Below are 24,418 nucleotides of genomic sequence, written 5' to 3'. Positions count from 1 at the left end.
CTGTCGTCGCCCGTTTTCCAGACCTGGCCATAAGAATCATCAGGCTCCAGCGCGCATTCTGGCGGAGAGCAATTGATGAAATCAGGCAATCTCCTCGTAACCGCGCTCGGCGGCCTGGCGTTCCATATCGATCAGCACGTCGTAGCGGGCGGCGTCGGGCGGAACGAACCGCGCCACATGGGCCTGCTGCAATAAGTCCTTGTACCGGTCGTCCAGGTGCATCGCCAACAGCACGTTCGAGAGCTTTTCCGTGACGCCGGCATCCACGTCGGGACCCGCCACCAGCAAGGGATTCGGTGTCCAGGGCGTGCAGGCCAGGGTGCGCAGCCCGGCGAGCGCGTCCGGGTCGTGCGCGCGCAACAGGTCCAGGTACCAGCCGTCGACCGCGGTGAGATCGATCTCCCGCCCGGCCAGCGCGCGCAACAGGCCGCGCGGATTGCCATAGGGACCCTTGGATTCCGCGAAAAAGCCCGGCTGCGACAGGCCGCCCGCGGGCGCGAGCGCCGCCAAGGCGGCGCGGGGGGCATTCCAGCCCGATTGGGAATCCCGCACCATCCAGCCATAACGCGAGCCTGCCGCGTCGGCCAGCGTCGCCCACTCGCTGTCCGCCCGCACCAGAAATTCGCTGCGATAGCGTGGCAAGCCCGCGTATTCGGGCCAGGAAGGCACGACGCTCGCCATCGGCGTGTAGCGTCGCCCTGCGCGGACCGCCCGCACAAAGGGCCAGCCGCACATGAACACGCCGCACAGCCCCGGGCGTTCCCAGAGCTCGCCGATGGGGGTGGGCCAGCCATGCTCGACGAACTGGATATCCAGTCCCGCGCGGACGTGCGCGGCGCGCAGCAGCGCATGCCACGCCGCGCTTGCGGCAGGCGCCACGTCGTACATCCGGGTTGAAGTGATGAGTGTCATGGCGCGTGCGAACCTATGCGAATTTCAAAGTCTGGCCCAGGCCCATCTTGCGCGCTTTTTCCAGCATCGCATGGCCCAGCGCGATATCCGTCGTCGACAGGCCGCGGTGCCAGAAAAGAATGGTCTCGTCTTCGCGCTCGCGTCCAGGCTTGAGTCCGGCGACGATCTGCCCCAGTTCGGCGTGCAGGTTTTCCTCGGTGACGCGGTCGCTGTCCACGTGCGCGCGCAGCGCCCCATAGGGCAGCCCCTTGCGGCACTGGCCCCAATCGTCGACCACTACCTTGCTCATGATGTCCGTCAGCGACAGCTCCACGGCGCTCATCGTTCCATAGGGCATGACCAGTGCGCCGGGCTTGATCCACTCGGTCTTGAGCAACGGCGTGGGCGCCGGCAGGCGCGAGGCCTCGACCACGATGTCGGCATCGCGGACGCACGATTCCCAATCGTTCACGACCTTCACCGGCTTGCCCAGGTCTTCGGACAGACGCGCGGCAAAGGCCTGCTGGCTTTCCGGACGGCGCGAATGCACGCGGATTTCATCGAAGTCGTAGAGGCTGTCGAGCAACCGCACGTTCCAGTACGAGGTGCCCCGCGCGCCGATATGTCCAAGCACCTTGCTGTTCTTGCGCGCCAGGTGCTTGGCGCCCAGCGCCGTGACCGCGCCCGTGCGCATGTCGGTAATGGCGGTCGCGTCGATGACGGCTATGGGCTTGCCGTTGAAGGGGTCGAACAGGTTGAGCAGCGCCATCTCCGAGGGCAGGTCGAACTTGTAGTTGTCGACGAAATCGCTGACGACTTTCACGCCGGCGATGCCCAGCGGTTCGATGTAGCCGCGCAAGACGTTGAAGTGCCCCTTGTCCGAGGATTCGGGCACCAGGTGCATGCGCGGCTCGATAACGGTCTTGCCACGCCCTTGGGCATCAAGCGCGCTTTCGACGGCCGCCAGGATTTCAGCGTCGGTCAGCGCGAGCGCGCGCGCATCGGGGCCGTTCAAATAGGTGATGTCTATGGATTGCATGGGATCCTCTTGCTATTGAATGGGCTCGATGCCCGCTTTTTTCAGAATGTCGGCCCACTTGCGGGTTTCGTCCTCGATCGTCTTGGCAAACGCCTCGCGCGATGAGCCCGCCGCGTCCACGCCCAGGCCGGCGAATTTCTGGCGCACGACTTCTTCGTTCACGGCCGCGGCGAAATCCCTTTGCAGCTTTTCCAGGATGTCCGCCGGCACTTTCGCGGGGGCGACTATGCCGTACCACGAGGTCACGTCAAAGCCCGGGTAGCCGCTTTCGGCGATGGTGGGCACGTCGGGCAATTGCGGCAGGCGGTCCGGTCCGGCAATGGCCAACGCGCGCAGTCTGCCGTTCTGGATCTGCGGCAGCACGGTAGAGACGCCGGCAATGATCATGTCGACGTTTCCCGCGATGACATCGTTGACCGCCGGGGCCATGCCGTTGTACGGGATATGGCGGATGCTTATCCTGGCCGACTGGTTGAGCAGTTCGCCGGCCAGGTGGGCGCCGCTCCCGGGGCCGGGCGATGAGTAGTTCAGTTTCTGCGGATGTTGCTGGGCATAGGCGATCAGCTCCGCGAAGGTCTTCACCGGCAAGGCGTCATTGACCACCAGTACATTGGGCGAGGTGGCCAGCATGGTCACCGGCACGAAATCCTTGGCGGTGTTGAACGGCAGCTGCGTATAGAGCAGCGGATTGACGGTCAGGTTGCCCGTGGGCGCCAGCGCCAGCGTGTAGCCGTCCGGCTTTGCGCGCGCCACCTGGGCCATGCCGATGTTGCCCGACGCGCCGGGCTTGTTCTCGATGATGACCGGCACGCCCCATTTGGCGCTGAGCTGCTGCCCCACGATGCGCGGCAGGACATCAGCGATGCCGCCCGCCCCGAATGGCACGACGATGGTGACCGGGTGATCAGGAAATCCACTGCTTGCGGCATTCGCACCTGTCGAAAGCAAGGTGCCCGCGATAACGGTTGCCGCGGTCAATGCCGCAGCGGTGGCGCCACGAAAGGCAAGAGACGTTTTCATATTTTCCCCTTGAAAGTCTCACTGCACTGGAACAGCCTGGCGCCGCTGTGCGGCGTCACGGGCCTCTTGAAGAAAGCGGTCTGCTTGTGCGATGTCGTCGGACAATCGCCGGTCTTGCGACAAGAATCCGACCTGCTTGCGAAATTCATGGAGCAGGGCGCCGGTGCCGGCGCCGATCGGACGTTGCGGGTCTGTCCGCGTTCGCAGGTCCACCGCCTGGGCGGCATGCATCAACTCGATCCCCAGCAACGTGCGCAGATACCTGACCTGCCGTTGCACGCGCTGCGCGGCCAGGGGCGCATTGGTGCCGATGTCCTCGATGTTGCCGGCCAGCACCAGCGCGTCCGAAGACACGGGGTGTGACAACGCACGGATTTCGGTGCTCAGTACGGAGACGGGCTTCTGGATCGTGGTGTAGGCCAGCGTCCTGTCATCGGGGGCCAGAAAGCGCGGCAGCTGCGTGAAGGTCGGGTCGCCCATGCGCAGGATGCGCTGAGCCGACGATTGCGCGATCTGGGACAGGGCCACGCTTACGCTCTGCAGGGGCAGCACCCATACCGTGGGATCGAAGCTCGCGCTGGGCAGAATGGCCCCGCGCACATCGCCCTTGGTCACGTAATAGCGGGCCTCTTGCGGGGTCGCGTCCCCGGGTGGCTCCACGTCCAGGGCGACGGTGGGGTTGTCGTCGGAACTGTTGATCTGAATGGCCAGCTGCGCATTCAGCGCCTGCAGCGTCTCGCGCGCCGCGCCATGGACCTGGCTGATGGTGCGAAAGCTCAACGGGTCCTGCAGCGGACGTTTGTCGTCCTTTTGCCAGAGCGCGCTGCCGCGAAGCATCTCGACGATGCCTTTGGCGGTCTGCTGCTGCGCGCTGTAGGGGCGTTGAGCCTGCGTGGCCGCCAGCAGCGGCGCCACATTGCCGTTCAGACCTTCAAGGGATAGCGCGGCGACTTCATCGGCACGATGCAGGATGGCCGCCACGTCGTGCGCGGCCAGGACCGCCAGCGCGGCGCCATACGCATTCGAGCTCAAGATGGAGAGCGAGTCTTTGGCATAGGGTTTGGCGGGCTTGAGCCCCGCCTGGCGCAAGGCATCGGCCGCATTCATCACTTGTCCGCCGGTCTCGATCCGGCCTTCTCCCATCATCGCCAGGCCGATCTGCGGCAAGATGGTGATATCGGCTTCGCCTACCGACCCTTCTCCCAGCACCACAGGGGTCAGGCCGGCATTCAGGAAGGCGGCATACTGCTCGACGAGCGCGCGACTCATGCCGGTGCCGCCGAACAGGGCGGTATTCAATCTGATGACCATCGTCGCCCGTACCGCGTCGGCCGGCGCGGGCTTGCCGAATGCCACGGTATGCGAGAGCAGCATGCGGTGATTGAATGCTTCGGACAGCGCGCGCGCTTCGTCGGACAGCGTGTCGCCGGAGAAAATGGTCTGGTCCTTGTTCTGGCCGACGCCACGGTTCAAGCCGTACACGGGCTGGCCAAGGCGCGCATATTCGAGCAGCAGCGCATGCGAGCGCTCCACGCGCGTCAGCGCCGCTTCCGAGACTGCGATCCCGCGCCCCTTGCGGGCGACCTCCACCACCTGATCCAGCGTCAGGGTGGCGCCGTCCAGCACCAGCGCGGGCTGAGGCGTCGGTGATGCAAACGCTGCGCCCGTCATGAGCCAGGCGCCCGCCAGAGCCAGGCCGGCCTTGATTCTGAATGCATGAGGCAAAAAGAGGGCAGTGCGGGGCGAAACCGTGGAGAAGCGATGCATCAAAACTCCTTCGGATGGATAGGAAGCCGTGCAGCAGGAAAGCCGTGTGCCGGCTTACGCAGTGCCGCCGCGCGCGACCCGCATCTAGGTGCTGGTGCGCAAGCCGGCGCGGCGTAACCGATGGGCATGATTTAACTTGTATATACAAATACAGTCAACCCGAGTTTCTTCGGATTCAAGTCGATCAGACGCAACTTTCCCGGGACTCGGCTTTACCCTTGACGCTGGCTGGGGCGGGGATGACAGATGGTTTGCGGTGGGGGACGCCGGTTGCCCGGGAACCGGAGTCTCCCGATGTCCCGGCATGGCGGCGGCGCCCAGGAATTCATGCCATCTGCGGGGATCATGACTGGATGAGCTGGCGGCGGATGGCAGGCCAGCGGAAGGTTCCCGCTGTGCCGGATTTGCCCACGGTAAAGCCCTGGCCGCCTGCGGTTTTCCGGCCGCGGCCGGGCGTTTGGGCCCGGGGGCTGCCCAGAAACAAAAAAGCCCTGGGCACGTAATGTGTCCAAGGCTTTTCCGTCTGGAATTTGGTGGAGCGGAGGAGGATCGAACTCCCGACCTTCGCATTGCGAACGCGACGCTCTCCCAGCTGAGCTACCGCCCCAAATCAAGCAAGATCAAGAATATACAGGAATCTTCCCGGCCTGCGCAACACGCCTGAAAACTAAATTTATCACGCAAATTCCAGGGTGGCGATGACCGGCGCGTGGTCCGACGGTTGTTCGTTGCGGCGCGGTTCCTTGTCTATAGTGCAGGCCACGCAGCGCTTGACCAGCGGGGCGGACAAAAGCACGTGGTCGATGCGCAGGCCGGCATTGCGGCGGAACGCAAACTGGCGGTAATCCCACCAGCTGAAGGATTTCTCGGGCTGCTCGAACAGGCGGAACGAGTCGGTCAGCCCCAGGTCGAGCAGGTCGCGGAGAGCGCGGCGCTCGGGTTCGGATACCAGCACCTGGCCTTCCCATTTCTCGGGGTTGTGCACGTCTTCGTCGGCGGGCGCGACGTTGTAGTCGCCCAGCACGGCCAGTCGGGGATATTGTTTGATCTCGTCGGCAAGCCAGTTGCGCATGGCTTCGAACCATTCCAGCTTGTAGGCGTACTTGTCCGACCCCACGGACTGGCCATTGGGACAATAGGCGCAGACCACGCGCACATCGCCCTCGGGGCTGGGGAAGGTCAGGGCCAGCACGCGCTGCTGGGGGTCCTCGTAGCCGGGGATGTTGCGCACCATCGTCGTGCCGGGCACGCGCGAAATGATGGCCACGCCGTTATAGGTTTTCTGGCCGGCCCAGACGGCGTGATAGCCGGCTTCGGTGAAGGCGGCTTCCGGGAATTTGTCGTCGGTGAGCTTGAGCTCCTGGATGCACAGCACGTCGACGGGATTGGCGGCCAGCCAGTCCAGGACTTGTTGCAGACGCACGTTCAGGGAGTTGACGTTCCAGGTGGCTAATTTCATTTGAGGTCTAAATTGTTGATATTGTTCAATTTTAATTTTCTGTGTTTGATTGGTACCCGAGATCGTACCCAAAAAACCGGGTTGTGCAGAGCGTGTGACACGTAGCCACACCCGGTAGGATGCGTAGACACGCTTGCTTCTGAAGGCTGGTGCTTTGTGCTGCCTGGAATAGGGCACCACGCGTGCTTGTGAACGGTTTCGGTGCGTGTTTTCGAGGGATGCAAAGAACAACGCATTCGGCAACTACACTTCGCAGCCAAGGGCGCGAGCGGCGCGGCCTTGGCTGCGTGCAATGCAAAGACATGCCTCATCGGCCACCAGTTTGCCGGTGCGGTAGCCGATAGCATGTGTCAATGGAAAAACACGCCCGCGATTCAGAACGTCCTCCGTCCAGAGGTTGCTCTCATTCTTGGCCGACGATTGGGTGCCGCAGTTGGCTCTTGGGGCGTCGATCGACTTACGACTCTCGTTCCGACGCCATGTCGATGTCCTCGCAGAGGATCGGGGCCATCGACAGAGTCAATCTCTTCGATGGCATCTTTCAATTCCTTGCCTGAAGGGCGGCCGCCTGTCCCCGACTGTGGGGAGTGTACCTGAGGCGCTCAGCTCCGCCTCTTCGCCGGCCGCGCCACTATAGTTGTTGTGTAGGCGGTAGCTGTCGCCGCGCCTCTCGATCTGTCCAATATCCGCTTCTTCAGGTCTTCTGCGCAGGCGGGCAGGCCCAACATGGGGATGCAGTTGGCGAGCATCACTGAATGGGCCTCCAGGGCTCACAGGGCAGCTTCAGGCCGATCCGGCAGCGACGGATTCGTTCGGCCGCGCCGTTGGTCACATCGCTCATTAAGCGCTTCCCGTGCGGTGGGCGCCCGTATAGTTAGCTGGCCAGCACCAGTTGCGCTACGCTGCCCGCCACATACAGGCGGCCGTTGACGTCACGAACCGACGAGCGGTTGACGACTTCGAGGCTGTTGCGATCTGCGTCCTCGCAGAGGACGAGGCCGTGGTCCGTCAGGGCGTAGACACGGGCATCATCGATGGCGAAGCACCGGTTCAGTCTGCTGGTGGCCGCGCTGGTGCCGGGGCGCACGACGGGCGTGCTTGAAATGAGCTCGGAAGTGCGCAATCAGCGGAATGAGCTGGTCATGGAGGGGATGCAGAAGTATCTGCTGCGCAAGCGGGGTTGAAGGTGCTCCGTGGCCGCTTGCCTAACGAAAATTCGGGTATTGAATTTACCTATTAACGCTCAATTGTTTGAAGCCGCAAAGTGGCCGTACCTTCGACGAGTTTCGTAATAATCGCTCTCCGCTTCGCATCGGTGATCGGTTGCGTAATCGGTATCGCCGGGCCATAAATGGGTGAACGGATGGTCGGGCGTGCCAGCGTTTCATCATCAACGAGGATCTCGACTTCCCTACCGACATGCCGCTGGGTGAAGACGTTGAGAGCATGACTGCTCTTTTCCGAAATGTATAGGACTAGTTGTCCCGTTTGCATATCTGTAATGCCGGTAATTGCGCCGCTTTCAATCTGGAGGTTGAGTGACTCGGCGACCGCCGGCGACACCGACAACACAGTTGTCAAATAGATTGCCCGGATACATTTTTTTATCATCATCTCTCGTAAACCTTATCGATCGCCGACGGTGGCCGCCCCTTCTGACCTCCTCCCATGAACTGGAGAAGCTCAATCCAGAAAAATCGGCTGGTCAGTGGATGGGATCATTTGCTGCACGAACAACGCGGGCGCGGTATCGGCGAGCGCCGAGTGCAGGCGGAAAAGGTTGTAATCCTGCCTCCAGTTTTCGAGCTTTTGACGAGCATCTTCGAGCGACATGAACCACGTTGTGTTCAGGCACTTGTCGCGCGAGCTACCGTTGAATGACTCGATGAATGCTTTATCAGTAGGCTTGCCTGGGCGTAAAAAATCAAGCGTCACGCCCTTATCGTAAGCCCATCGATCTAGCGCCAAGGAAACGAACTCCGGCCCGTTATCGGCTTGAATCCAACTTTGATTAGCTGCTGTCAGGGTGGGGCGATCCAGTCGGTGGGCCGCTGCCTTGCGCCTGTGAGGACGCTTGCTGCGTAAGTTCAGGATATTCAATGAAAGCGATCGCGCCTTATTTGATTTGGCAAAAAAGCTGATTTCAATTGAGCCCCGCAGCCACCACCTGCGCGCCGGCTCAGGGGGGCGCCGCCGCGGATGCCGCGGGCGTAGGCGGTGAAACAGCAACAGCGGTAACTGGGGCCGGGGTGACGACCAACGCCCGATCCGCCTTCAGCGGCTTGCCAACCGTGTGGCCCGGCAGCAGCGTCGAAAGCGCCATCGGCAAAACCGGTACGTCCGGCGGCGATGAGCCTGCTTTTGGGGAGGTCGTATCCCAACGCAGTGAGAATCCTTGCTTTCTGGATTGCGGCAGTTGCATTTCACGATCCATACATGAGGCCCCATCTCGCTCCGATAGCCTCGACCTTGTGGAGTATGAGGCGTAGCGTTTCCAGCTCTTCGATGACTCCGCCTCGGCAATCCCAGTCAGGGGGGAACGGATCTTCGATCAACTCAAGGTAGGTCAGGAGCTTGTCGCACCAAGCCCTCCCGGACTCGGCGGAAGACCAGGGGCGCTCCGCAGGCGTCCAAGATCCTGGGATTCCAGCGTCCTCCCAGTCCGCTTTCGACATTCCGACGAAATTGGAAAATGGCGGCAGTGACAGCTCTATCGCTAAATCGTTGAGAATATTCTCCGCAGTCATGCAGCATCGCATGTCGAGATAGTCATCGAATGGAACGTCATTCTTATCAAGCACCAGCCATAGCTCAGACATCAATTTTCTCCATGGACGAAGCCCTCAAGCCTTAGGCGATGCTAAGCGACTCTGTGCGGCCATCAGGGGTTTATAAAGCGCGGAAGTTCTTACGTAGAGCCTCGCGGTTGATGCCGTCGAAAAAGCGTGGCCGCGGCTGGCGGCTGGTAGCGGGCGGGATTGAGGAGCGCGGCCAGGAACAGGCTACCGCCCCGAATATCGTGCAGCTCATTTCATGCGAGCCAAGCATCCACGCCTCCTACAGAAGCTCGATCAGTAGCGGCGAAACCGTGGGGGGTATTGACCAGGGTTCTCATCTTGCAACGTCGATCGCCGGACAAGGCCAGCCGCACTTCATCGAGATCCAACTCCGCCTGGTTGACCATCGACCCGGCATCTCAGTGGCTGCTCCTGCAATTCAAAAATTCCCAAGTCGATAGTCGGCTCAGGGTCGCGCCGGCTGATAAACAGACCGGTGGCCTCCGCCACGGCCTGACGGCAAACAGGATTCAAATTCCGAACAACTGACGGCAAATAAATTCTGATCATGGAATGCACTCGCCCAATGACGTGGAGTGTTGTTTTTTAATGCGTGGGCCGCCACGAGATCATTGTTCTGCCGCTGCTTTGTAGGCGTGGTTTGAAAATAAGTGAGGGAAATAGGCGATTCGTAAGAGAATAGGCAAGCATCTATTTACCGAAATTTTCTCATTTGTGATGTTGGAACTCAGCTATATTATTCTGAGTTGCTCCTTTGGTAGTGGTTTTTGGTATCCAATTTTGGTTTGCAGCTATTCTATTTTTCTATACAAAAATTGGAGGGGCGATTGATTTCGAAGAATCTGTCGCTTGAGGGACGTCCGATGGTCCGCTGTACAGCACTGTCTTGAGCTGGTCATCGGATTCCATGTCCTTCTGCTCACCTTGGCTTGGAGCTTAGCGGGTTGGGGGGGATCTACAGGTAACGCCCATCCAGGGAGAGAGGCGTGTACTCCTGATAGTCGATCCAGGCATTTGTAAGACGATGAACGTCATGCAAGAATTCTGTTCCTGCCGATCCGCTGCGATGGGCGCGTGTGTCGGTGGCGATGCCGCACGAACTGAAGTTTCTAGAATCAATTAAATAGATGGCAGCATGAAAACTCCAGGTCTTCGCAATCCAAAAGCCAGCGCCTTTCTTTTTTGTCGCCTCGCAATTCTTGGTGGGTTCATTGCTGCTGTGCTTGGCATCATCGAGATATATGCGATCGATCATGCAACCGTCCGCGCGATGATCGTAATCGGATTGGGGAGCATTTCGGCAGTGCTTGGCGGCGCGTTTTTTCTCAACTTATCATCCATTCGACGGACGTTCCGCATGATGCGTGATGAGCAAACCGCTATCGCTCGATGGGTAGTGCCAGCGGAGCAGGTTGAACGCTATCGCGAGATCGATCAGCACCTTTCATCCCAAGACAAGATGAATAGCTACGGCCTGCCACAGACGACTCCCCGGGATGGCATCGAGGTCATCTTCTCCGATGAGGGAGTGCTGATTGGCGACCATTATTTTTGCTTGGCGACGTCGGGCCTTTACTGCGCGATGGGCGTCCGATTTATTGAAATGGACCCGCCGATAATTGAATTTGACATCGTTATGCCAGCCATAACGAATCCTAGTCCCGCGTACGTCGGTGATGTTTTCGGCGTGTTGCGAGTGCCAGTGGCAGCTGAAGCAGAGCAGAAGGCTCTTCAGATTGCATCGCACTTCGATGATATCTTCGAGCGACGAGTGATTGTAAACCCCGATCGTTGGACAAAAAGGATCCGCATCAGTCTCGCGGCCGCAGTTGTCGCATTTGCGTGTGGGGTGGCGGGCGTGGCGCTCATTAGTCCGGATCAGGGGCGGGGGCATGCTAATCGTCCCTCCCTGTTTCTTATTATATTTGGAGTGCTCGGCACGGGGGGAGGCTTGATTGCTTCGTCTCGCTGTAGGGCATTTAGAAAAATCCAATTTCATCAGCACTCTTGCAAATCCAATTGAACGCTTTGCCAAAAATTCACGTAATACGATGACTTTCGCACTGAGTGGAAACGGGTGGGGCCGGCGTTCATGCGGACGGCTCACCTCTCAATGTGATTGACGCAGCAAATCTGGACATCTGACTAACGCGGTAATCCGGGGGGCGGTTCGGAGATGATTTCCGATATTCTTATTGAATAGGTGGCCGCCGCTAAAGGTTTCGATCTGCTGCGTACAGTCGGGCAAGCCGTCAGAATGTCCTCATCCAAATGCCTGAACCGGATTTTGCCGGACCGAAGTGCTCGATGGGCATCTGTCAATCAAACTGCATGGTCGATGGACTTCAGTAGGCGTCCACTATCATGAAACTGACTGCCGCAGAATTCTTCACAATTTCATTTTCCGGTTTGTGCGCATGAATCTTGCCAATGACGACCACATCGTGGCTTCGCGTGCAGTCAACACACTATTCATGATGGAGCTTGTTGTCTTTGTCGAGAGGCACTTCGGACTGACGATTGAGAACAAAGACTTGGAGCTCTGTGACTTCAGCAGCATCGATGCGCTCATGTGCTTCATCGAAACCAATCGCGCTTGATCGAGAGCGATTGACTACCGCAATGTCCAAAGCACTGTTCGGCGCTGTCGCACGCTCCGCTATCCCGAATTTCCCGACGTGTAGGTACTGTTGAAACTTGTCTCAGATAGTGCCGTCGACAAGGTTGTGATCCACGCAGGGGCAGTTGGCCTCAGTATGCGGCGGCTAAGTCTGTAGCCTGGCGACTATTGCATTGACTCCTTCCACCAATCGAGAAACAGGTCTGCCCGGAGCGTACTCCGGGCAGACCCAGTCTCGATACGGCGCCTACCAGAGCACTCTGATTCCCGCACGCCCCGAGACGCTGCTGGCTGTGCCAGAGTCGAGTGCGCGGTTGTAATCCACGGATCCGAACAGGGTCACCTTCTTGGCGACCTCGCCCGCAACGCCGACGCCTAGCTGTCCCGACGTACCCGCGAGGCGGGTGTTCAAGGTTATCGGGTCGGTGCCGCTCAGTGTGCTGAACGTGGTCTTGGCGTCGGCGCCCGAGGTGTTCCAGAGGTTGGCTCGGGCCCAGGTCGTCAGGCCTCGCCCGCTGGCCCGGCTCCAGTCCTTTGACAGACGCAGGCCGGCGCGCGTGGTCACCGTGTTCGTGGTGCGGAACTGCACCTGGCCGTAGTCGTCGGCGCTGTCGCGCAGGTTCACGTTCTGCAGGATCACCTGCGCCTGAGGCTCCAGCATCCAGCCCTGCTTGCCCGCGTCCTGGAGAGCGAGTGGGTAGCCCGCTTCCAACGATGCCGCCAGACCATGACCACTGCTCTTGAAGCCGTTGCCGGTAGTGGCCTCGGCCCGCACGCGGTCGTAGCGCGTGGCCTGCGCCACGGCGTCCAGGTACGCGCCGCTGGCGGCCTCGCGCGTCCAGTAGCCGCCCATCGAATATCCGTTCATGGATGCCTTGCCTGCCCGCCCGCCGTAGACGGCGCCCACGGTGGCGTCGGTGCGGCCAGCGCCCACATAGAGGCCGGCGGTGTCGCTCACGCCATTTTCGCCAGTCTTGCGATACAGATCCGCACCGACCTGGATGGCTCCGATATCGTAGTCGTACGATGGACCATGGTCGGCGAAGCGCCGATGACGGCTGAGCGCATTCTGATTGTTGCCGGCGCCGCGAATGCCTCCGCCCACCTCGCCGCTTTCGCCGATGGCGCGTGCCCACGCGCGCGCCTTGCCGTCGCTGCCCGAGCGGTTGACGCCGCCGCCGGTGCGTTCGTGGTAGGTTCCGAGCGTGGCCAGACCGTAGCGCTTGGTCAGTGCTGGTACAGCCATGGCGACGGGCACTTCATTGCGATAATTGGGCAGCTGGACGACGAGAGGGCGCTCTGGCGAGATGGGTGGCCGCGCAGGTTGCTCTGGCCTATCCGGTTGTTCGGGTTGTTCCGGCTGCAGCGGTGGCGGGGGCGGCGGGGGCGGAATCACCGCCCGCGTGCTGCGCAGGTACCAGTTTCCATCGCCCGCATCGGCGTTTAAGCCGTTCTGCGCCAGGGTGTATTCATAAGCGCCCGCGGCAACCCGGCCGCCAAGGGCGAAAGCGTCCTCGGCCGAAGCCCCTGGGGTGTTCACCTGCACAAGCTTGATGCCATTGCCCGTGGTGAGCGCGCCCAGGCCGCCCTGGTTGGTCACGTGTAACCGCGTGGCGCCGTTGCCCATCACCACGCGGCTGGCGACGAGCCTGTCAGTGGCGGAGCTGTCGCCGTTCAGCACGCTGTTCATGTAAAGGCTGCCGCCATTGCTGGTGTAGGAGCCGGCGACGGTCAGGGTGCGGCCAATGCCCGGACCCTCACCCATGATGACGCTGCCGGCGTTAGACAGGGCGGGCACCTTCTGGTCGAAACCCCGGAGATCCAGGGCGCCGCCAGCCTGCAGGACGTGCGTCGAGTTGGGGCTCAATGCGTTCGCGGCGCCCGCAGCAAGCGTTCCGCCCGAGATCGTTGTGACGCCCGAATAGATGTTGTTCGCTGTCAATGCCGTGACGCCAGCGGTGTGCGTCACGGAACCTGCACCGGTGATCTTCGGATCAAAGCGATAGGCGCCACTGGTATTCGTGTGATTGAACACCAGCGATCCTTTCGCCCCCATGGTCAGCGTCGAGGCGGTCAGCGTGCCAGGCGCAGCGGGCGCATTTCCCTGAGGCGCACCGATGTTGAGGGTACCGACCCCTGTGCTTGTCACGGACATGGACACCGTCGGCGAAGTCACCTTCCCACCGTCGGCAATAGTCAATGTGCCGACGCCTGCGTGGCCGATAGTCAGGCTGCTGGAGTTGGTCCAGGAAGCGCCCGCGCCGGAAACCAGGACTTGGCCCGATAGCGACGCCGGGGATTTGTATGCGCTGTAGCCAATATGCCCATCGGTGTTGGATACGGTTCCGCCGGCGCCGATGTTCAGCAAGCCGGCGCCCGCGTCACCGACCCTGAGACTGGCGGCAGTGGTCAAGGAACCATTGGAGACGTTGACCACGCCGGACGCCCCTGGGCTGGTGCCGATGATGGTGGCGTTGCCGTAGATGCTGGCAGTCGATACCCGACCGCCATTGCTGATGTTGAGTGTGCCCGCCCCGGATTTGCCGATGTGGTCTAGGGAATCGGTGATCCAACTGGACGGATTGCCGTCGGCATCGGTGCCCGAGACGTTGACGGTGCCGGAGGAGCCGGCATACCAACCGATCGAGCCTACCTTGCCTGAGACAACGCCGCCCCCTTCGATATTCACGATGCCCGTGCTGCCTGTCTCGTGTCCGACAATGAGCTCGCTGTTCCAGCGAGAACCCGCGCCCGACACAGTGGCCGTGTTGACCGCGCCTGCACTGTGACCGACATAGCTTTGCTGATTGGTGATGACCCCGCCATCCAGGACATTCAACGTGCCTTCGCCTTTCCATCCGACATAGACGGCGGCGAAACTGGTGTTGATCCAGTTGGAGCCTTGTCCCGAAACGGTCAGCGTGCCCGACGAGCCGGGGTTGAAGCCGAGGTAGTAGCCGCCCGTTGCATTTTGAAGGGTCGCACCGTCCTTGATGGTGATCTTGCCAGTGCCGTTAGTGCCGATATTGACGGTGCCCCCCGCGGTCGTCCAGATGGAGCCGGGGCCAGAGACCGTCACCACGCCCGAGGAACCTGACGCCTGGCCGACATAGCTGTTCTTGCTCGAGACCGAGCTGCCAGCTTCGATATTCAACGTGCCATTTCCGGTATTTCCGACCGTCAGTACACCCGTGCCGGGTATTGTCCACGGCGAAGGCTGCGCGCCGGACGGCACGTTGACCGTATTGCCGCCGTCGATGACCGCCTGCGCCTGGACGGAGGAAGCATGGGCCAGCAACGCCATGGTCGCCAATGAAACGCGCGAATGCGCAAAGTGCTTGCGGCTCCGGCTACCGGAGAGGATGCTGAAGTCAGACGAGCCGTGAGCACGTGGGGGAGAAAGCATGAAAGACCTGGCGAAAATGAGCAAATTGTCGGTTGACCTCCTTGGTATTCTCGGATTTGGGTGGGGCTTTAGATATCGAAGGAATCTTAATTGCTGCCCAGATGATGGTGCTGCGCCAATAACGGGCAACAAAATGGGTGTCGGCCCGAGTGACGGGTAGTGATTAAGAAAGTGTTTACTCAAAGTCCGCTAAGTTTCTATTTTGAGTAAAAACTCTCTTGTTTTCGTTTCGTTGAAATATATAAATTCAAATATTTTCTCCTTTTCAGGGTGGCCGCCAGCAAGCATCTCGATGCCTCTTTTTCCTGGCACTGGGACCCTGGCCGAGAGCGGGGGGGCACGCAGGGACTGGTTGGCGGCTGGTCGAACTGTTCTATGCCCGAAAAAATCGAACGGGACAAATTGCCGGATGGTGGAAATGCGGCGTTCACGGAGACGGGGCCGTCAATTTTCGCGAGACGATCCATCGCACGCTATTCATTCAAGCGCGCGGAGCGCTGAAAAAGGGAACTGTTGCGCGCTTGCGACGTGCCCGAGTCCCGCGCCGGCCGCGTTACCCCGCCCAGAAAGCCGATGGCCACGGACGAATGGCTACCGCTGTTTAGATCAGCGGGCGCCCGGATTCTGCAGAAGGCCAGACGGTTCCTGTGCGCAGGGAGGGTGATTTTTCTTTCCGGCAGATGGTAGCGGTCAGATTCCAAGTCGACGAGTACGGGGCCGCCAAGCATGCAATACGGTCGCTCCGGCGCGTCAGACCGCAGTCGGCATAGTTCTTTTGCCTTTTCTTAAATAGAATAGATCTGGATGAGCTCCGAGGGGGGTACAACAATGAACAGGCTTTTCAGAGTCGTTCGGAATGCCTCGCGCCAATCTGGGATGGTGGCCTCCGGGCCCGCGCATGGCACCGGAAAACGCTCCCTACTTCATGCCTCGTCCGAACCCGAACCCGAGGCGGCATCGGATCCCAGGCTGCCCTTCTTGAGCGTGTCGGCGGTGACCGGGGGCCTGATCGGTCTCAACCTTCTGACGACCGCCGGCAGTGTCCTTGCCGCTTGTACGCCGTCCGCCACCTCGGGCCTCACCACGACTTGCAGCGGTACAGACCAGGTCACCACGGTAGGTGCCGGGCCGACCTACGACAACGTCACGCTGATCGTCAACCCGGCCACCACCATCAGCACGGGCGCAGTTTCCGCCATCAGCCTGGGTAACAGCGCCAACATCACCATCGGCAGCGGATCCGTGATCGAGAACAACGCTGCTGGCACGGGAGGCGTCGGATACTGGTTGGCGGGTCATAACACCGTCGAGTTCAACAACAACAACCTCGTGACGGTAGAGACCGGCGCGACGATCTCATCGCGCGGCCCGGGAATCTCGAACGAAGCGATCAACACGCTCGGCTTCGGCAACACGATCATCAATCGCGGCGTGATCGAAGGCTTCTCCAGCTCGGCGATCTGGCTCCAGGGCACGGCGCTGGGCACGGCCAACTCGATCGACAACTACGGCACCATCCGCACTTTCGCCAACGGCGCAAACTTCGACGCGATCGGGTCCAACAGCAACAACGCGGTGATTTTCACCAATCGCACGGGCGCCGCAGTGTCGGGCCACGTGACACTGGGTAACGGCAACGACAGCGTCACGCTCGAAGCCGGCTCGGTCATGAGCGGCAACCTCAACGGCGGCACGGGCAGCAACGCACTCACGCTCAACAGCAGCTTCGGCTCCAACGATGCCGTGGCAGGCAGCATCAGCAACTTCCAGACCCTGGTCAAGCAAGGCGCGGGGCAATGGACGCTGAGCGGACAAGTCGGCAACAACGGTGCCAATCCGCCGCTGGCCGTCACGGTAGCCCAGGGTACCTTGACGCTCACGGGCAATAACAGCAGCTTCAATGGCTCGGTACTGGTCAACTCGGGGGGCGTCCTAGAAGCCTTTGCGCAGAGTCTGCCTTCCGGTGTGACCGACAACGGCATCGTGCGTTTCATTCAGAGCACCAACGGGATCTATGCGGGCGTCATCACGGGCAGCGGCGCCGTCGAGAAGGCTGGCGCGGGTGTGCTGAACCTCTCCGGCGTTCACACCTATACCGGTACGACCTCGATCAATGCCGGCACCTGGCAAACTGGCGTGAACAATGCCTTCGCGACCAGCAGCGCCGTGAACGTGGCCGGTGGCGCCACGCTGGACCTGAACAACTTCAACCAGACCGCCAACAACCTCTCCGGCGCCGGCAGCGTGACCCTGGGCAATGCGACCCTGACGGTCAACGAGACTGCACCTACCACCTTCGGCGGCGTGGTCAGCGGGTCGGGTGGCCTGACCAAGACCGGTGCATCGGCATTGACCCTGACTGGCGACAACAGCTATGCCGGCCTCACCACGATCAACACCGGCACCCTGCAACTCGGCGACGGCGGCATCGCCGGCAGTGTGGCCGGCAACATCGCCAATAACGCCGCGCTGGTTGTCAACCGCTCCAATGAGCTGATCCTCGCCGGGACGCTCAGTGGCTCCGGTTCTTTGGCACAGGCGGGTGCTGGCACGACCGTTCTCAACAGCCCTGGTACCCAGGGTAGCGTGAACGTCCAGCAGGGCACGCTCAAGTTCTTGCAGACTGGCGATTTCACTACGATTGGCAACTACACCACCCAGGGCGGCGCCACTACCAATATCGGTCAGCTCCAATCGGCCCTGCGCATCGGCGGCGTTTTCACCCAGGCGGCCAATTCCACCCTCGACGCCACGCTGGGGGCTTCCCCGGACATCGTCGCGGGCAGCGCCGTGCTGGACGGCAACCTGATGATCCGAGGCTTCAGCCAAAGCGCGATACCTGTGCAAGCCAGTCAAGTCATCAGTCAGACTTACACGATGCTGCGCACCACCGGCGGCATCACCGGCAACTTCGTCAACAATCCGCTGGGCTCCGCGGGAGCAGACTACCTGCTCCATCAAGGCTTCGTCTCGGCCGATACCCTGGACTACAACCTCGGTTTCCGCATGGCCTGGACCGATGGAGGAACTGCTGCGGGCACAGGCACCTTCACCCTGGCGCCGAATACGGCCTTCGATGTGGACATTGCCCTGGCGAATCAGACGGGTCCCTTCGCCAGCGGCTGGGACGGCCAGAGCCTGACCAAGAACGGCGAGGGTCTGCTGAGACTGTCGGCGGCCAACACCTACACCGGCACCACCACGGTCAATGCCGGTACGCTGCAGACGGGCATCGTCAACGCCTTCGCCAGCAGCAGCGCCGTGAGCGTCGCCGGTGGCGCCACGCTGGACCTCAACGGCTTCGATCAGATCGCCAACAATCTCTCGGGCGCCGGTAACGTGGCAACGGGCAGTGCGGCGCTCACGGCCAACAACACTGCCGCCACCACCTTCAGCGGCCCCATCAGCGGCGATGGCCGCCTCGTCAAGACCGGCGCCGCCACGCTGACGCTCACGGGGGACAATACCTACACCGGGGGCACCACGATCAGTGCCGGCACCCTGCAGTTGGGCAACGGCGGCACGACCGGCAGTCTGGCCGGGGACATCGCCAACAACGCCGCCTTGGCGGTCAATCGGGTCGATGCGCTGACGCTCGGTGGTCGGATCAGCGGCACGGGTTCCTTCACGCAAGCAGGAACCGGGACGACCACGCTTTCGGGCGCCAATACCTACAGTGGTGCAACAACAGTCGCCGCAGGAACGCTCAAGGCGGGATCCGCCAACACTTTCAGCGCGGCCTCGGCCCACAGGGTGTCCGGCGGCGCCACGCTGGACACAGGCGGGTTCAATCAAACGGTGGCTGCTCTCGACAACGCGGGCACGGTCAATCTGCTGAGCGGGCGTCCGGGCTCCACGCTTGCGGTGACGGGGGCGTATGTGGGGCGTGGCGGCATCTTGCACATCGGCACCACCCTGGGCGACAGCAGTAGCGCGAGTGACCGGCTGGTGCTCAATGGGCCGGGTGCCAGCGCCTCCGGCTCCACCACGGTGCAGATCACCAATCTTGGCGGCCTGGGAGCGCTGACCACGGGCAATGGAATTGAGGTGGTCACCGCGCTCAACGGCGCCACGACCACGGCGCAGACGACCAAGGACGCCTTCGTGCTGGGCGGCCCGGGCGTTGGGGGACTGGCCAAGGGCGGCGCTACGCTGTCGGCGCCGCACATCGATGCCGGCGCGTATCAGTACCAGCTCTACGCGGCCGACGCCAATGGGCAAGGGGAGAACTGGTATCTGCGTTCCACTACGCCAGGCGCGGAGGTGCCGATCTATCGGACTGAGGTGCCGCTGGTCGCGGCCTTGCCGGCGCAGATGCGTCAGGGGGATCTGGCGATGCTGGCCAACCTGCATCGCCGCGTAGGAGATGACGATAGGGTCAGGGAGACGGGGGGGCGAGCGATGCCCCGGCATTGCGAGATCGGCGCGGCTGGGCCCGGGCGGTCTACACCGACATCAACATCCACCAGGACGGTACAGTCAATCCACACAGCGATGGTTATCTGGGGGGCGTGCAAGCCGGCGCCGACTTGTGGGCGAGTCCCTCCTGGCGGGCAGGGTTCTACGTGGGCCAGCTCGAGGGCAATGTCGATGTGATGGGCAACGCCCGAGGCGTGTCCGGGAAAGTCGGCTACAACGATCTGCGCTCGCGCTACCTGGGGGGGTATGCGACGTGGGCAGATGCCAGCGGGCGCTATGCCGACCTGGTGCTACAGGGGGGAGATCACCGCTACAGTGTGCGGCCGGAAGCGAATCCGAGCGTGTCGGGGAAGGCCCGCAGTTGGGTGGCCTCCGTGGAAGTCGGTCAGCCCTTTGCGTTGACGGAACGCTGGACGATCGAAACCCAGGCGCAACTGGCGTACCAGAAGAGTTCGATCGATGACCTGGAACTCAGTGGCGCGGTGGTGCAGCAAAAGACCAATGGAGGCTGGATCGGGCGCCTGGGCGTGCGTGTGAAGGGCGACATGATGACTTCGGCGGGGCGGTTGCTGCCTTACGGGCGTGTCAATCTGTACTACGCGGGCTCCGGCACCGACGTTGCGCGCTTCATCTCGCCGGCGGCGGTTACGGACATCGCGAGCCGCTCAGGATATACGTCGATCGAGATTGCCGGCGGGGCGACGCTGGCCTTGAACTCGAGGACTAGCCTCTATGCGGAAATGGGTCACGTGTTCGATGTTTCGGGCGGCGCACGTGTGCAATCCTCGATCCTGGGGAGCCTGGGGGTGAGAGTGCGGTTTTAGCGGGGAACGCTCCCGCTGCTCATCTTCGCGATGTGGCTGGGATGCGTTTGCGGATCGTGGCCCAATGGTTCGGGATTTGCGGGCATCGTGCCCATGCGACCTCAGGCCATCGAGTTCTGAAAAACCGCCGCTCGCTACCCGGTGGCGCCGAGCGTCAGGACTGCAGACCTGAAAGCGTCGTACGTCATAGTCCTATCGGCGCCGACGAGCGCGGCGAATCTTTACCGGGCGCGTTTGTCTTCCGATACGAAACACGCGTTAATGGAGTGCGCTGTGTCCGCCAGTATTGCATCTCCGATCTTCGTGGATTCTCCTTTATGAGCGGCGTATACCGCTCCCGACCCGAGGGCCGCCATGCCCAATCGCGAGTAGCCGAGAATAAACACGCTGTCGGCTAGTGGTTCCCAGGAGATCCTTCGTACAAACGTCGCATTGGAGCTTGTTCCAAATATTACCGTCGAGAACGAAGCGCAAAGGGATTTCAACAGGGTTCATGACACGCCTTTGATTGCCTGGACATGGTTGTAACATTGTTGTCGCGCTCAAAGGGGGGATGTATTCACTCACCGGCGCGCCATCCCCTTGCGCAGCTGATTTGGGGTAGGGTCAGACTATCAGCGAGATGGACATGGAGCCCGGCTTTACCGGCCGGGCCTGTCCGATCAGTTGATGGTGCCGTAGTTGGCGCCGGCGACCGGCAGCTTGGCGGCTTCGCCGAACGTGGCGTTCGAGTTCATGACGCCGTAGTTGACGCCTGCCAGGCCGCCCCCCACGTGCGCGTAGTTGTAAAGCACGTTGACCTTGCCGCTGGCGACGGATTGGGAAACGGAGCCTTGGTTGGAGCCGACCAGACCTCCCAGCGCTTGCGTATAGGTGTTGCCGCGTACTGTCGCCGTGGTCAGGTACAGCGCCTGATCAGCAGACCGACTTGAGTCTGACGCCTTCGCCACACCATTTTTCCAGATTCTCCCTGCACCGGCCGAGCCAACCGTCTCTGTCGTCGGCGTAACGCGATTGCATAACATCGCCAAGTGCGTTGACGCGATCCAAAGCGCTTTCAAATCGGGCCCGCACTTCAGAATCCGCTGGGACGAATGCTCCCCATTCCTTGTGCTGCTCGTCAAACTGTGCATCCCAAGGGGTGAAGATCAGGTTGTACTGCGGATTGTCATCCTCGTCATCGTTGGGATACGCATCTTCCGGCAACGGCTCACGGCCGCCGAAGTCGGGAATCGGTGAACGAAGCGCGACCCATTCCAGTGCTTTGTTCGGGGTCATCCTGACGATCAACAGACCCGGGTCCCATTCGACGCACCAGTAAAGATCCTGATCATCGAGCACATAGCTGTATTTCGCCATCGTCTGGAGAATGCAAGCCGGCCCCGTCATGTAGTCATCGTCGGACAGCGGCCGGAGATGCGTTGCGGCTTGCCGGAGATACTCTGCATCGCTGTCGGGAACAGGCCCGGTATATGGCGTCGAGTCGTCGTCGCCATCTTCGAAGATGAAGTTGATGTACTGCATGCGTCATCCCTGTTTCCAGCTACCGCCTGAATTGAGCCGACTCGGCCGCGCTGACGGACGGGCTCGGTTTGAATGAACTGTTAGTGGTGATCCGCGAGCCAGTCACCGCTGATCCAGCCAGCGCGGTCGGGCCAATTGTCTGGGTCCCAGCCATTGGGCGACCAGAAGATAACATGACCCTCCGGCGCTATGCAGTAGAAGTAGTCAAGGCTAGAGATGAGCGTTTGGCCGTCCGCTCACGCGAAGGGTCAGGCATCGTTTGTGTTGGCCCGCGATCGGATGACTTGAACGGCTCGCCGACTGTAGCGACTCGGAACGCGGCCGGCGAGCAGTTCCTGCGCGAGACGCGCGTCTAGCACTGCAAGATGCTGAGCGCGAAAGCAGATCGTCCGCTCGGCGCGCCAGCCCTTGCAGGTGCCCGCGGTCCGCGTGTAGCTTGCAGCGACCGCCTCTCTGAGGTTGGTGTCATCGGCGACTGCCCCGAGCAGCGCGTCGAGGGCATGCAGACGACGGAGACCATGTGGTTCAGTCTCTGCGCGTGCAAGAAGATCAGCGGCGACCTTCGCCGCCGCTGGAGCATCGAGCGGCAGAAGGACGCGCAGCGGCCAGGAAGCCACGGTGATCACTCGGTTGGGCGCTTCTTGCTCCCGGGCGGCGCGCAAAGCCTCCTGAAGAAGGCGGATCGAGTCTGTGCGTCTCCGAGTCGAGGCGGCGACGGCGGACAGCGCTTGGCACCGATACCAAGGATGGCGGATTGCCCGAGCGATCTTGAGCGCTTCGAGTGGATTGTGCGGAAGCAAACGGGCGGTCGCGGACCTTCCGTGTACATCTTCCAGTTGGATTGGTTCGAAGCTCACTTGGACGATGCCTGATGGCTGAATTAAGCCGCATCGCGAAGCGGCTTCGGATTGAATGAATTGTCGCCAAGCTGGCGTGGCGCAATCCCGGTCCGCGAAACTATAACCATAGGTCCCCGCCTGTACGCTGGATGTCGCAGGGCAATGCGCATTCTATTTATCTATAGACATATTCAAACTCTGAATTTTGAGCGGCGAGTTTCTACTCCACAATTGCAGATTCGCTCAATCAGACTGATCGCCTTGCCATATTTGAGTAACCGGTTGTCTTAGCCTACAGAGGGAGCTCTTTTGCATACCGCCATCAAGATCGTCGCCATCGGCAGCCTTACTCTTACCCTCGCCGCGTGCGGCGGCGCAAAGGACGCCAACAAGAGCAACTTCAGCAAAGCCGTACAGGTGTACCTGGACACTCAGAAGGGCCTGTGCGCAGCGATTCCTGCAAAGGGCTCGCCGTTCACCTTGTCGAATCAAGACATGCTGGGCGGTCAGAGCAAGAAGCGCGCCGATGCGCTGGTCGATGCCGGGCTGCTGACGAAGCGAGACACCGAAGTCAAGGCCATGTTCGGCAACAAGATGGAGCCGGCCACCGAGTACCAGGTCACCGATACCGGCAAGAAATTCCTCGTCGCCAATGGCGCCAACACGGTGGGTGGACACGATGCCTTCTGCACCGGCAAGTACGTCGTCGTGGAAGTGGACAACTTCACCGAACCCAGCGACATGATGGGCGTAAAGCTGTCGCAGGTGAACTACCGATACAAGGTGGACGGTGCGGCCGACTGGGCCAGGTCGGAAGGCGTGCGGGCTAATTACAAGGATTTTGCGGAACGGACTCAAGGAGAGATACAAGGCAAGGCAGCCGTCATCCTGACCAACGATGGATGGATGCACGAGCGCCTGTTCAAGCGCTGATAAGCAGGCACACGCTTCCGTATGTATGCCGTGTGTTTTCGATCAACTTCAAGGAAAGCACAAGCTCGTGGCGAAGTTATGAGCACAGTGTGCGGCGTGCTGAAGACGATCGATCTGCTGCCGGAGCTTTCCACCGAGTTCCAGCGGCAACCGCCCGCTGCCATTTTCCTTCAAGGCAACCTTGTGGCGCCGGTCGCGATCCTGGAGGACTACGATTCCGATTGGTCGCCATCTGTCTTCGTCGATGGATCGGTCAAGTTGTGAGCCATGATCCTCTACGGGGCGAGGTGAACATCGAAGGTTGGGCTTCTTCGTGTCTCCAATGCAACAATTTCGTTCCATGCAGATCTATGAGCGTGATGTACTGACCCCGGCCGAGCTCTGGCGGCTCTATTGCAGCGTGACGGAGTCACCCACGATTTGGCGCGAGGATTCCTTTGCTGATGCGGGCCGGGAGTGCGGCTTCAAACGAATTCAAGCGCGGCGCGGATACTTCAGTTTCGAAATGGCCCGCCACACAACTGGTCAGGCAAAGGTGCTGAACGGACATATTGAAGAGATTCGTCTTTTCATTGGCTCGGAGCCGAGTGATCTCAGCGATGAACTGTTTGAGCAGGATCATCAGAAGATTCCATTGCTTGCGGCTCAGTACTCGGATTTCTTTCGATTGCATCTCGGCGCACCGAGACGTGCAAACCACAACGACATCTTCGAGAGCAAGACGTACCGAGTGCGCGTTCTCGCCTCCGGAATGGTCTGGGTGGTGCTCTCCGAGCATGCGACCTTGTCTCGGCTGAACGTCGACTATTGGGCAGTCAGATAGGGCGTCGTCATTTCGACGTTCCAAGGCTGCAGCGTGTCGGCGCCGACCGAAAACTG

Annotated in this window: 18 protein-coding genes, 1 tRNA gene and 2 pseudogenes; 7 read left to right on the top strand and 14 right to left on the bottom strand. The window is 61.0% G+C overall.

Annotated features, from left to right (window positions below):
* Positions 1 to 81: 81 nt before the first annotated feature.
* The 10 genes and pseudogenes from HLG70_RS11030 to HLG70_RS10985 form a co-directional block, all read right to left on the bottom strand.
* Positions 82 to 912: a phosphate/phosphite/phosphonate ABC transporter substrate-binding protein gene (locus HLG70_RS11030; RefSeq protein WP_171664437.1), complete on the bottom strand. Its 831-nt coding sequence runs from the start codon at positions 910 to 912 to the stop codon at positions 82 to 84.
* A gap of 13 nt (positions 913 to 925) precedes the next feature.
* A complete protein-coding gene (locus HLG70_RS11025) occupies positions 926 to 1,930 on the bottom strand; it encodes an ornithine cyclodeaminase family protein (protein WP_171664436.1) in 1,005 nt (334 codons plus the stop codon).
* A gap of 12 nt (positions 1,931 to 1,942) precedes the next feature.
* The gene (locus tag HLG70_RS11020; protein ID WP_171664435.1) at positions 1,943 to 2,950 is read right to left on the bottom strand and encodes a Bug family tripartite tricarboxylate transporter substrate binding protein; all 1,008 of its coding nucleotides are present in this window, start codon (positions 2,948 to 2,950) and stop codon (positions 1,943 to 1,945) included.
* A gap of 18 nt (positions 2,951 to 2,968) precedes the next feature.
* Positions 2,969 to 4,717, bottom strand: coding sequence for an HAL/PAL/TAL family ammonia-lyase (locus tag HLG70_RS11015; RefSeq protein WP_171664434.1), 1,749 nt, complete (start codon positions 4,715 to 4,717; stop codon positions 2,969 to 2,971).
* Positions 4,718 to 5,248: 531 nt separating this feature from the next.
* A tRNA-Ala gene (locus HLG70_RS11010) sits at positions 5,249 to 5,324 on the bottom strand.
* A 69-nt stretch (positions 5,325 to 5,393) separates the two neighbouring features.
* Positions 5,394 to 6,176 carry an exodeoxyribonuclease III gene (xth, locus tag HLG70_RS11005; protein WP_171664433.1) on the bottom strand — a complete coding sequence of 261 codons (783 nt, stop codon included), beginning with the start codon at positions 6,174 to 6,176 and terminating at the stop codon, positions 5,394 to 5,396.
* A gap of 874 nt (positions 6,177 to 7,050) precedes the next feature.
* Positions 7,051 to 7,299 (bottom strand): hypothetical protein, encoded by a 249-nt coding sequence (locus HLG70_RS29745; protein ID WP_171664432.1) that lies wholly within the window; start codon positions 7,297 to 7,299, stop codon positions 7,051 to 7,053.
* A gap of 113 nt (positions 7,300 to 7,412) precedes the next feature.
* Positions 7,413 to 7,790, bottom strand: a complete 378-nt coding sequence (locus tag HLG70_RS10995) for a hypothetical protein (RefSeq protein WP_171664431.1) — start codon at positions 7,788 to 7,790, stop codon at positions 7,413 to 7,415.
* 69 nt (positions 7,791 to 7,859) lie between these two features.
* Positions 7,860 to 8,267, bottom strand: a pseudogene (locus tag HLG70_RS10990) (integrase core domain-containing protein); the annotation flags it as partial.
* Positions 8,268 to 8,599: 332 nt separating this feature from the next.
* On the bottom strand, positions 8,600 to 8,995 hold the full coding sequence (locus HLG70_RS10985) for a hypothetical protein (RefSeq protein ID WP_171664430.1): 396 nt from the start codon (positions 8,993 to 8,995) through the stop codon (positions 8,600 to 8,602).
* Between the two features lie 1,114 nt (positions 8,996 to 10,109).
* Here HLG70_RS10985 and HLG70_RS10980 point away from each other — a divergent pair.
* Positions 10,110 to 10,997 carry a hypothetical protein gene (locus tag HLG70_RS10980; RefSeq protein WP_171664429.1) on the top strand — a complete coding sequence of 296 codons (888 nt, stop codon included), beginning with the start codon at positions 10,110 to 10,112 and terminating at the stop codon, positions 10,995 to 10,997.
* Positions 10,998 to 11,391: 394 nt separating this feature from the next.
* Positions 11,392 to 11,574, top strand: coding sequence for an acyl carrier protein (locus tag HLG70_RS10975; protein WP_171664428.1), 183 nt, complete (start codon positions 11,392 to 11,394; stop codon positions 11,572 to 11,574).
* 267 nt (positions 11,575 to 11,841) lie between these two features.
* Here HLG70_RS10975 and HLG70_RS10970 read toward each other — a convergent pair whose 3' ends face one another.
* A complete protein-coding gene (locus HLG70_RS10970; protein ID WP_171664427.1) occupies positions 11,842 to 14,898 on the bottom strand; it encodes an autotransporter outer membrane beta-barrel domain-containing protein in 3,057 nt (1,018 codons plus the stop codon).
* Positions 14,899 to 15,804: 906 nt separating this feature from the next.
* Here HLG70_RS10970 and HLG70_RS10965 point away from each other — a divergent pair.
* Positions 15,805 to 19,056 (top strand): annotated as a pseudogene (locus HLG70_RS10965) (autotransporter-associated beta strand repeat-containing protein); the annotation flags it as partial.
* Positions 19,057 to 19,412: 356 nt separating this feature from the next.
* A complete protein-coding gene (locus HLG70_RS10960; RefSeq protein WP_234103051.1) occupies positions 19,413 to 20,243 on the top strand; it encodes an autotransporter domain-containing protein in 831 nt (276 codons plus the stop codon).
* A gap of 662 nt (positions 20,244 to 20,905) precedes the next feature.
* Here the strand turns inward: HLG70_RS10960 and HLG70_RS10955 are convergent.
* The 3 genes from HLG70_RS10955 to HLG70_RS10945 all read right to left on the bottom strand — a co-directional run bounded on the left by HLG70_RS10955 (position 20,906) and on the right by HLG70_RS10945 (position 22,624).
* Positions 20,906 to 21,193: a GLUG motif-containing protein gene (locus tag HLG70_RS10955; RefSeq protein ID WP_171664425.1), complete on the bottom strand. Its 288-nt coding sequence runs from the start codon at positions 21,191 to 21,193 to the stop codon at positions 20,906 to 20,908.
* Entirely contained in the window at positions 21,159 to 21,767 is a 609-nt protein-coding gene (locus tag HLG70_RS10950; RefSeq protein WP_171664424.1) for a hypothetical protein, read from the bottom strand. Before HLG70_RS10950 ends, HLG70_RS10955 begins: the two co-directional genes overlap by 35 nt.
* A 248-nt stretch (positions 21,768 to 22,015) precedes the next feature.
* On the bottom strand, positions 22,016 to 22,624 hold the full coding sequence (locus tag HLG70_RS10945) for a hypothetical protein (RefSeq protein ID WP_171664423.1): 609 nt from the start codon (positions 22,622 to 22,624) through the stop codon (positions 22,016 to 22,018).
* Positions 22,625 to 22,915: 291 nt separating this feature from the next.
* Between HLG70_RS10945 and HLG70_RS10940 the strand changes: the two genes are divergently transcribed.
* From HLG70_RS10940 to HLG70_RS10930, 3 genes are all read left to right on the top strand, one after another.
* Positions 22,916 to 23,539: a hypothetical protein gene (locus HLG70_RS10940; protein ID WP_171664422.1), complete on the top strand. Its 624-nt coding sequence runs from the start codon at positions 22,916 to 22,918 to the stop codon at positions 23,537 to 23,539.
* A 78-nt stretch (positions 23,540 to 23,617) separates the two neighbouring features.
* Complete coding sequence (locus tag HLG70_RS10935) at positions 23,618 to 23,803, top strand: hypothetical protein (RefSeq protein ID WP_171664421.1); 186 nt, start codon at positions 23,618 to 23,620, stop codon at positions 23,801 to 23,803.
* Between the two features lie 76 nt (positions 23,804 to 23,879).
* Complete coding sequence (locus HLG70_RS10930) at positions 23,880 to 24,362, top strand: hypothetical protein (RefSeq protein WP_213697172.1); 483 nt, start codon at positions 23,880 to 23,882, stop codon at positions 24,360 to 24,362.
* Positions 24,363 to 24,418 lie beyond the last annotated feature (56 nt).

This window comes from Achromobacter deleyi (assembly GCF_013116765.2).
Classification (GTDB): domain Bacteria; phylum Pseudomonadota; class Gammaproteobacteria; order Burkholderiales; family Burkholderiaceae_B; genus Achromobacter; species Achromobacter deleyi_A.
The sequence above is the reverse complement of the archived record's forward strand: the minus strand, read 5'-3'. Positions and strand labels throughout refer to the sequence as shown.

What these genes read in the sequence shown, in the direction of transcription:
- HLG70_RS11020 (WP_171664435.1), bottom strand. Translation starts at nt 2,950, where the DNA reads ATGAAAACGTCTCTTGCCTTTCGTGGCGCCACCGCTGCGGCATTGACC.
- xth (WP_171664433.1), bottom strand. Translation starts at nt 6,176, where the DNA reads ATGAAATTAGCCACCTGGAACGTCAACTCCCTGAACGTGCGTCTGCAA.
- HLG70_RS10985 (WP_171664430.1), bottom strand. Translation starts at nt 8,995, where the DNA reads ATGTCTGAGCTATGGCTGGTGCTTGATAAGAATGACGTTCCATTCGAT.
- HLG70_RS10935 (WP_171664421.1), top strand. Translation starts at nt 23,618, where the DNA reads ATGAGCACAGTGTGCGGCGTGCTGAAGACGATCGATCTGCTGCCGGAG.
- HLG70_RS11025 (WP_171664436.1), bottom strand. Translation starts at nt 1,930, where the DNA reads ATGCAATCCATAGACATCACCTATTTGAACGGCCCCGATGCGCGCGCG.
- HLG70_RS10975 (WP_171664428.1), top strand. Translation starts at nt 11,392, where the DNA reads ATGAATCTTGCCAATGACGACCACATCGTGGCTTCGCGTGCAGTCAAC.
- HLG70_RS10930 (WP_213697172.1), top strand. Translation starts at nt 23,880, where the DNA reads ATGCAGATCTATGAGCGTGATGTACTGACCCCGGCCGAGCTCTGGCGG.
- HLG70_RS11030 (WP_171664437.1), bottom strand. Translation starts at nt 912, where the DNA reads ATGACACTCATCACTTCAACCCGGATGTACGACGTGGCGCCTGCCGCA.
- HLG70_RS10970 (WP_171664427.1), bottom strand. Translation starts at nt 14,898, where the DNA reads ATGGCGTTGCTGGCCCATGCTTCCTCCGTCCAGGCGCAGGCGGTCATC.
- HLG70_RS11015 (WP_171664434.1), bottom strand. Translation starts at nt 4,717, where the DNA reads ATGCATCGCTTCTCCACGGTTTCGCCCCGCACTGCCCTCTTTTTGCCT.
- HLG70_RS10980 (WP_171664429.1), top strand. Translation starts at nt 10,110, where the DNA reads ATGAAAACTCCAGGTCTTCGCAATCCAAAAGCCAGCGCCTTTCTTTTT.
- HLG70_RS10950 (WP_171664424.1), bottom strand. Translation starts at nt 21,767, where the DNA reads ATGCAGTACATCAACTTCATCTTCGAAGATGGCGACGACGACTCGACG.
- HLG70_RS10995 (WP_171664431.1), bottom strand. Translation starts at nt 7,790, where the DNA reads ATGATGATAAAAAAATGTATCCGGGCAATCTATTTGACAACTGTGTTG.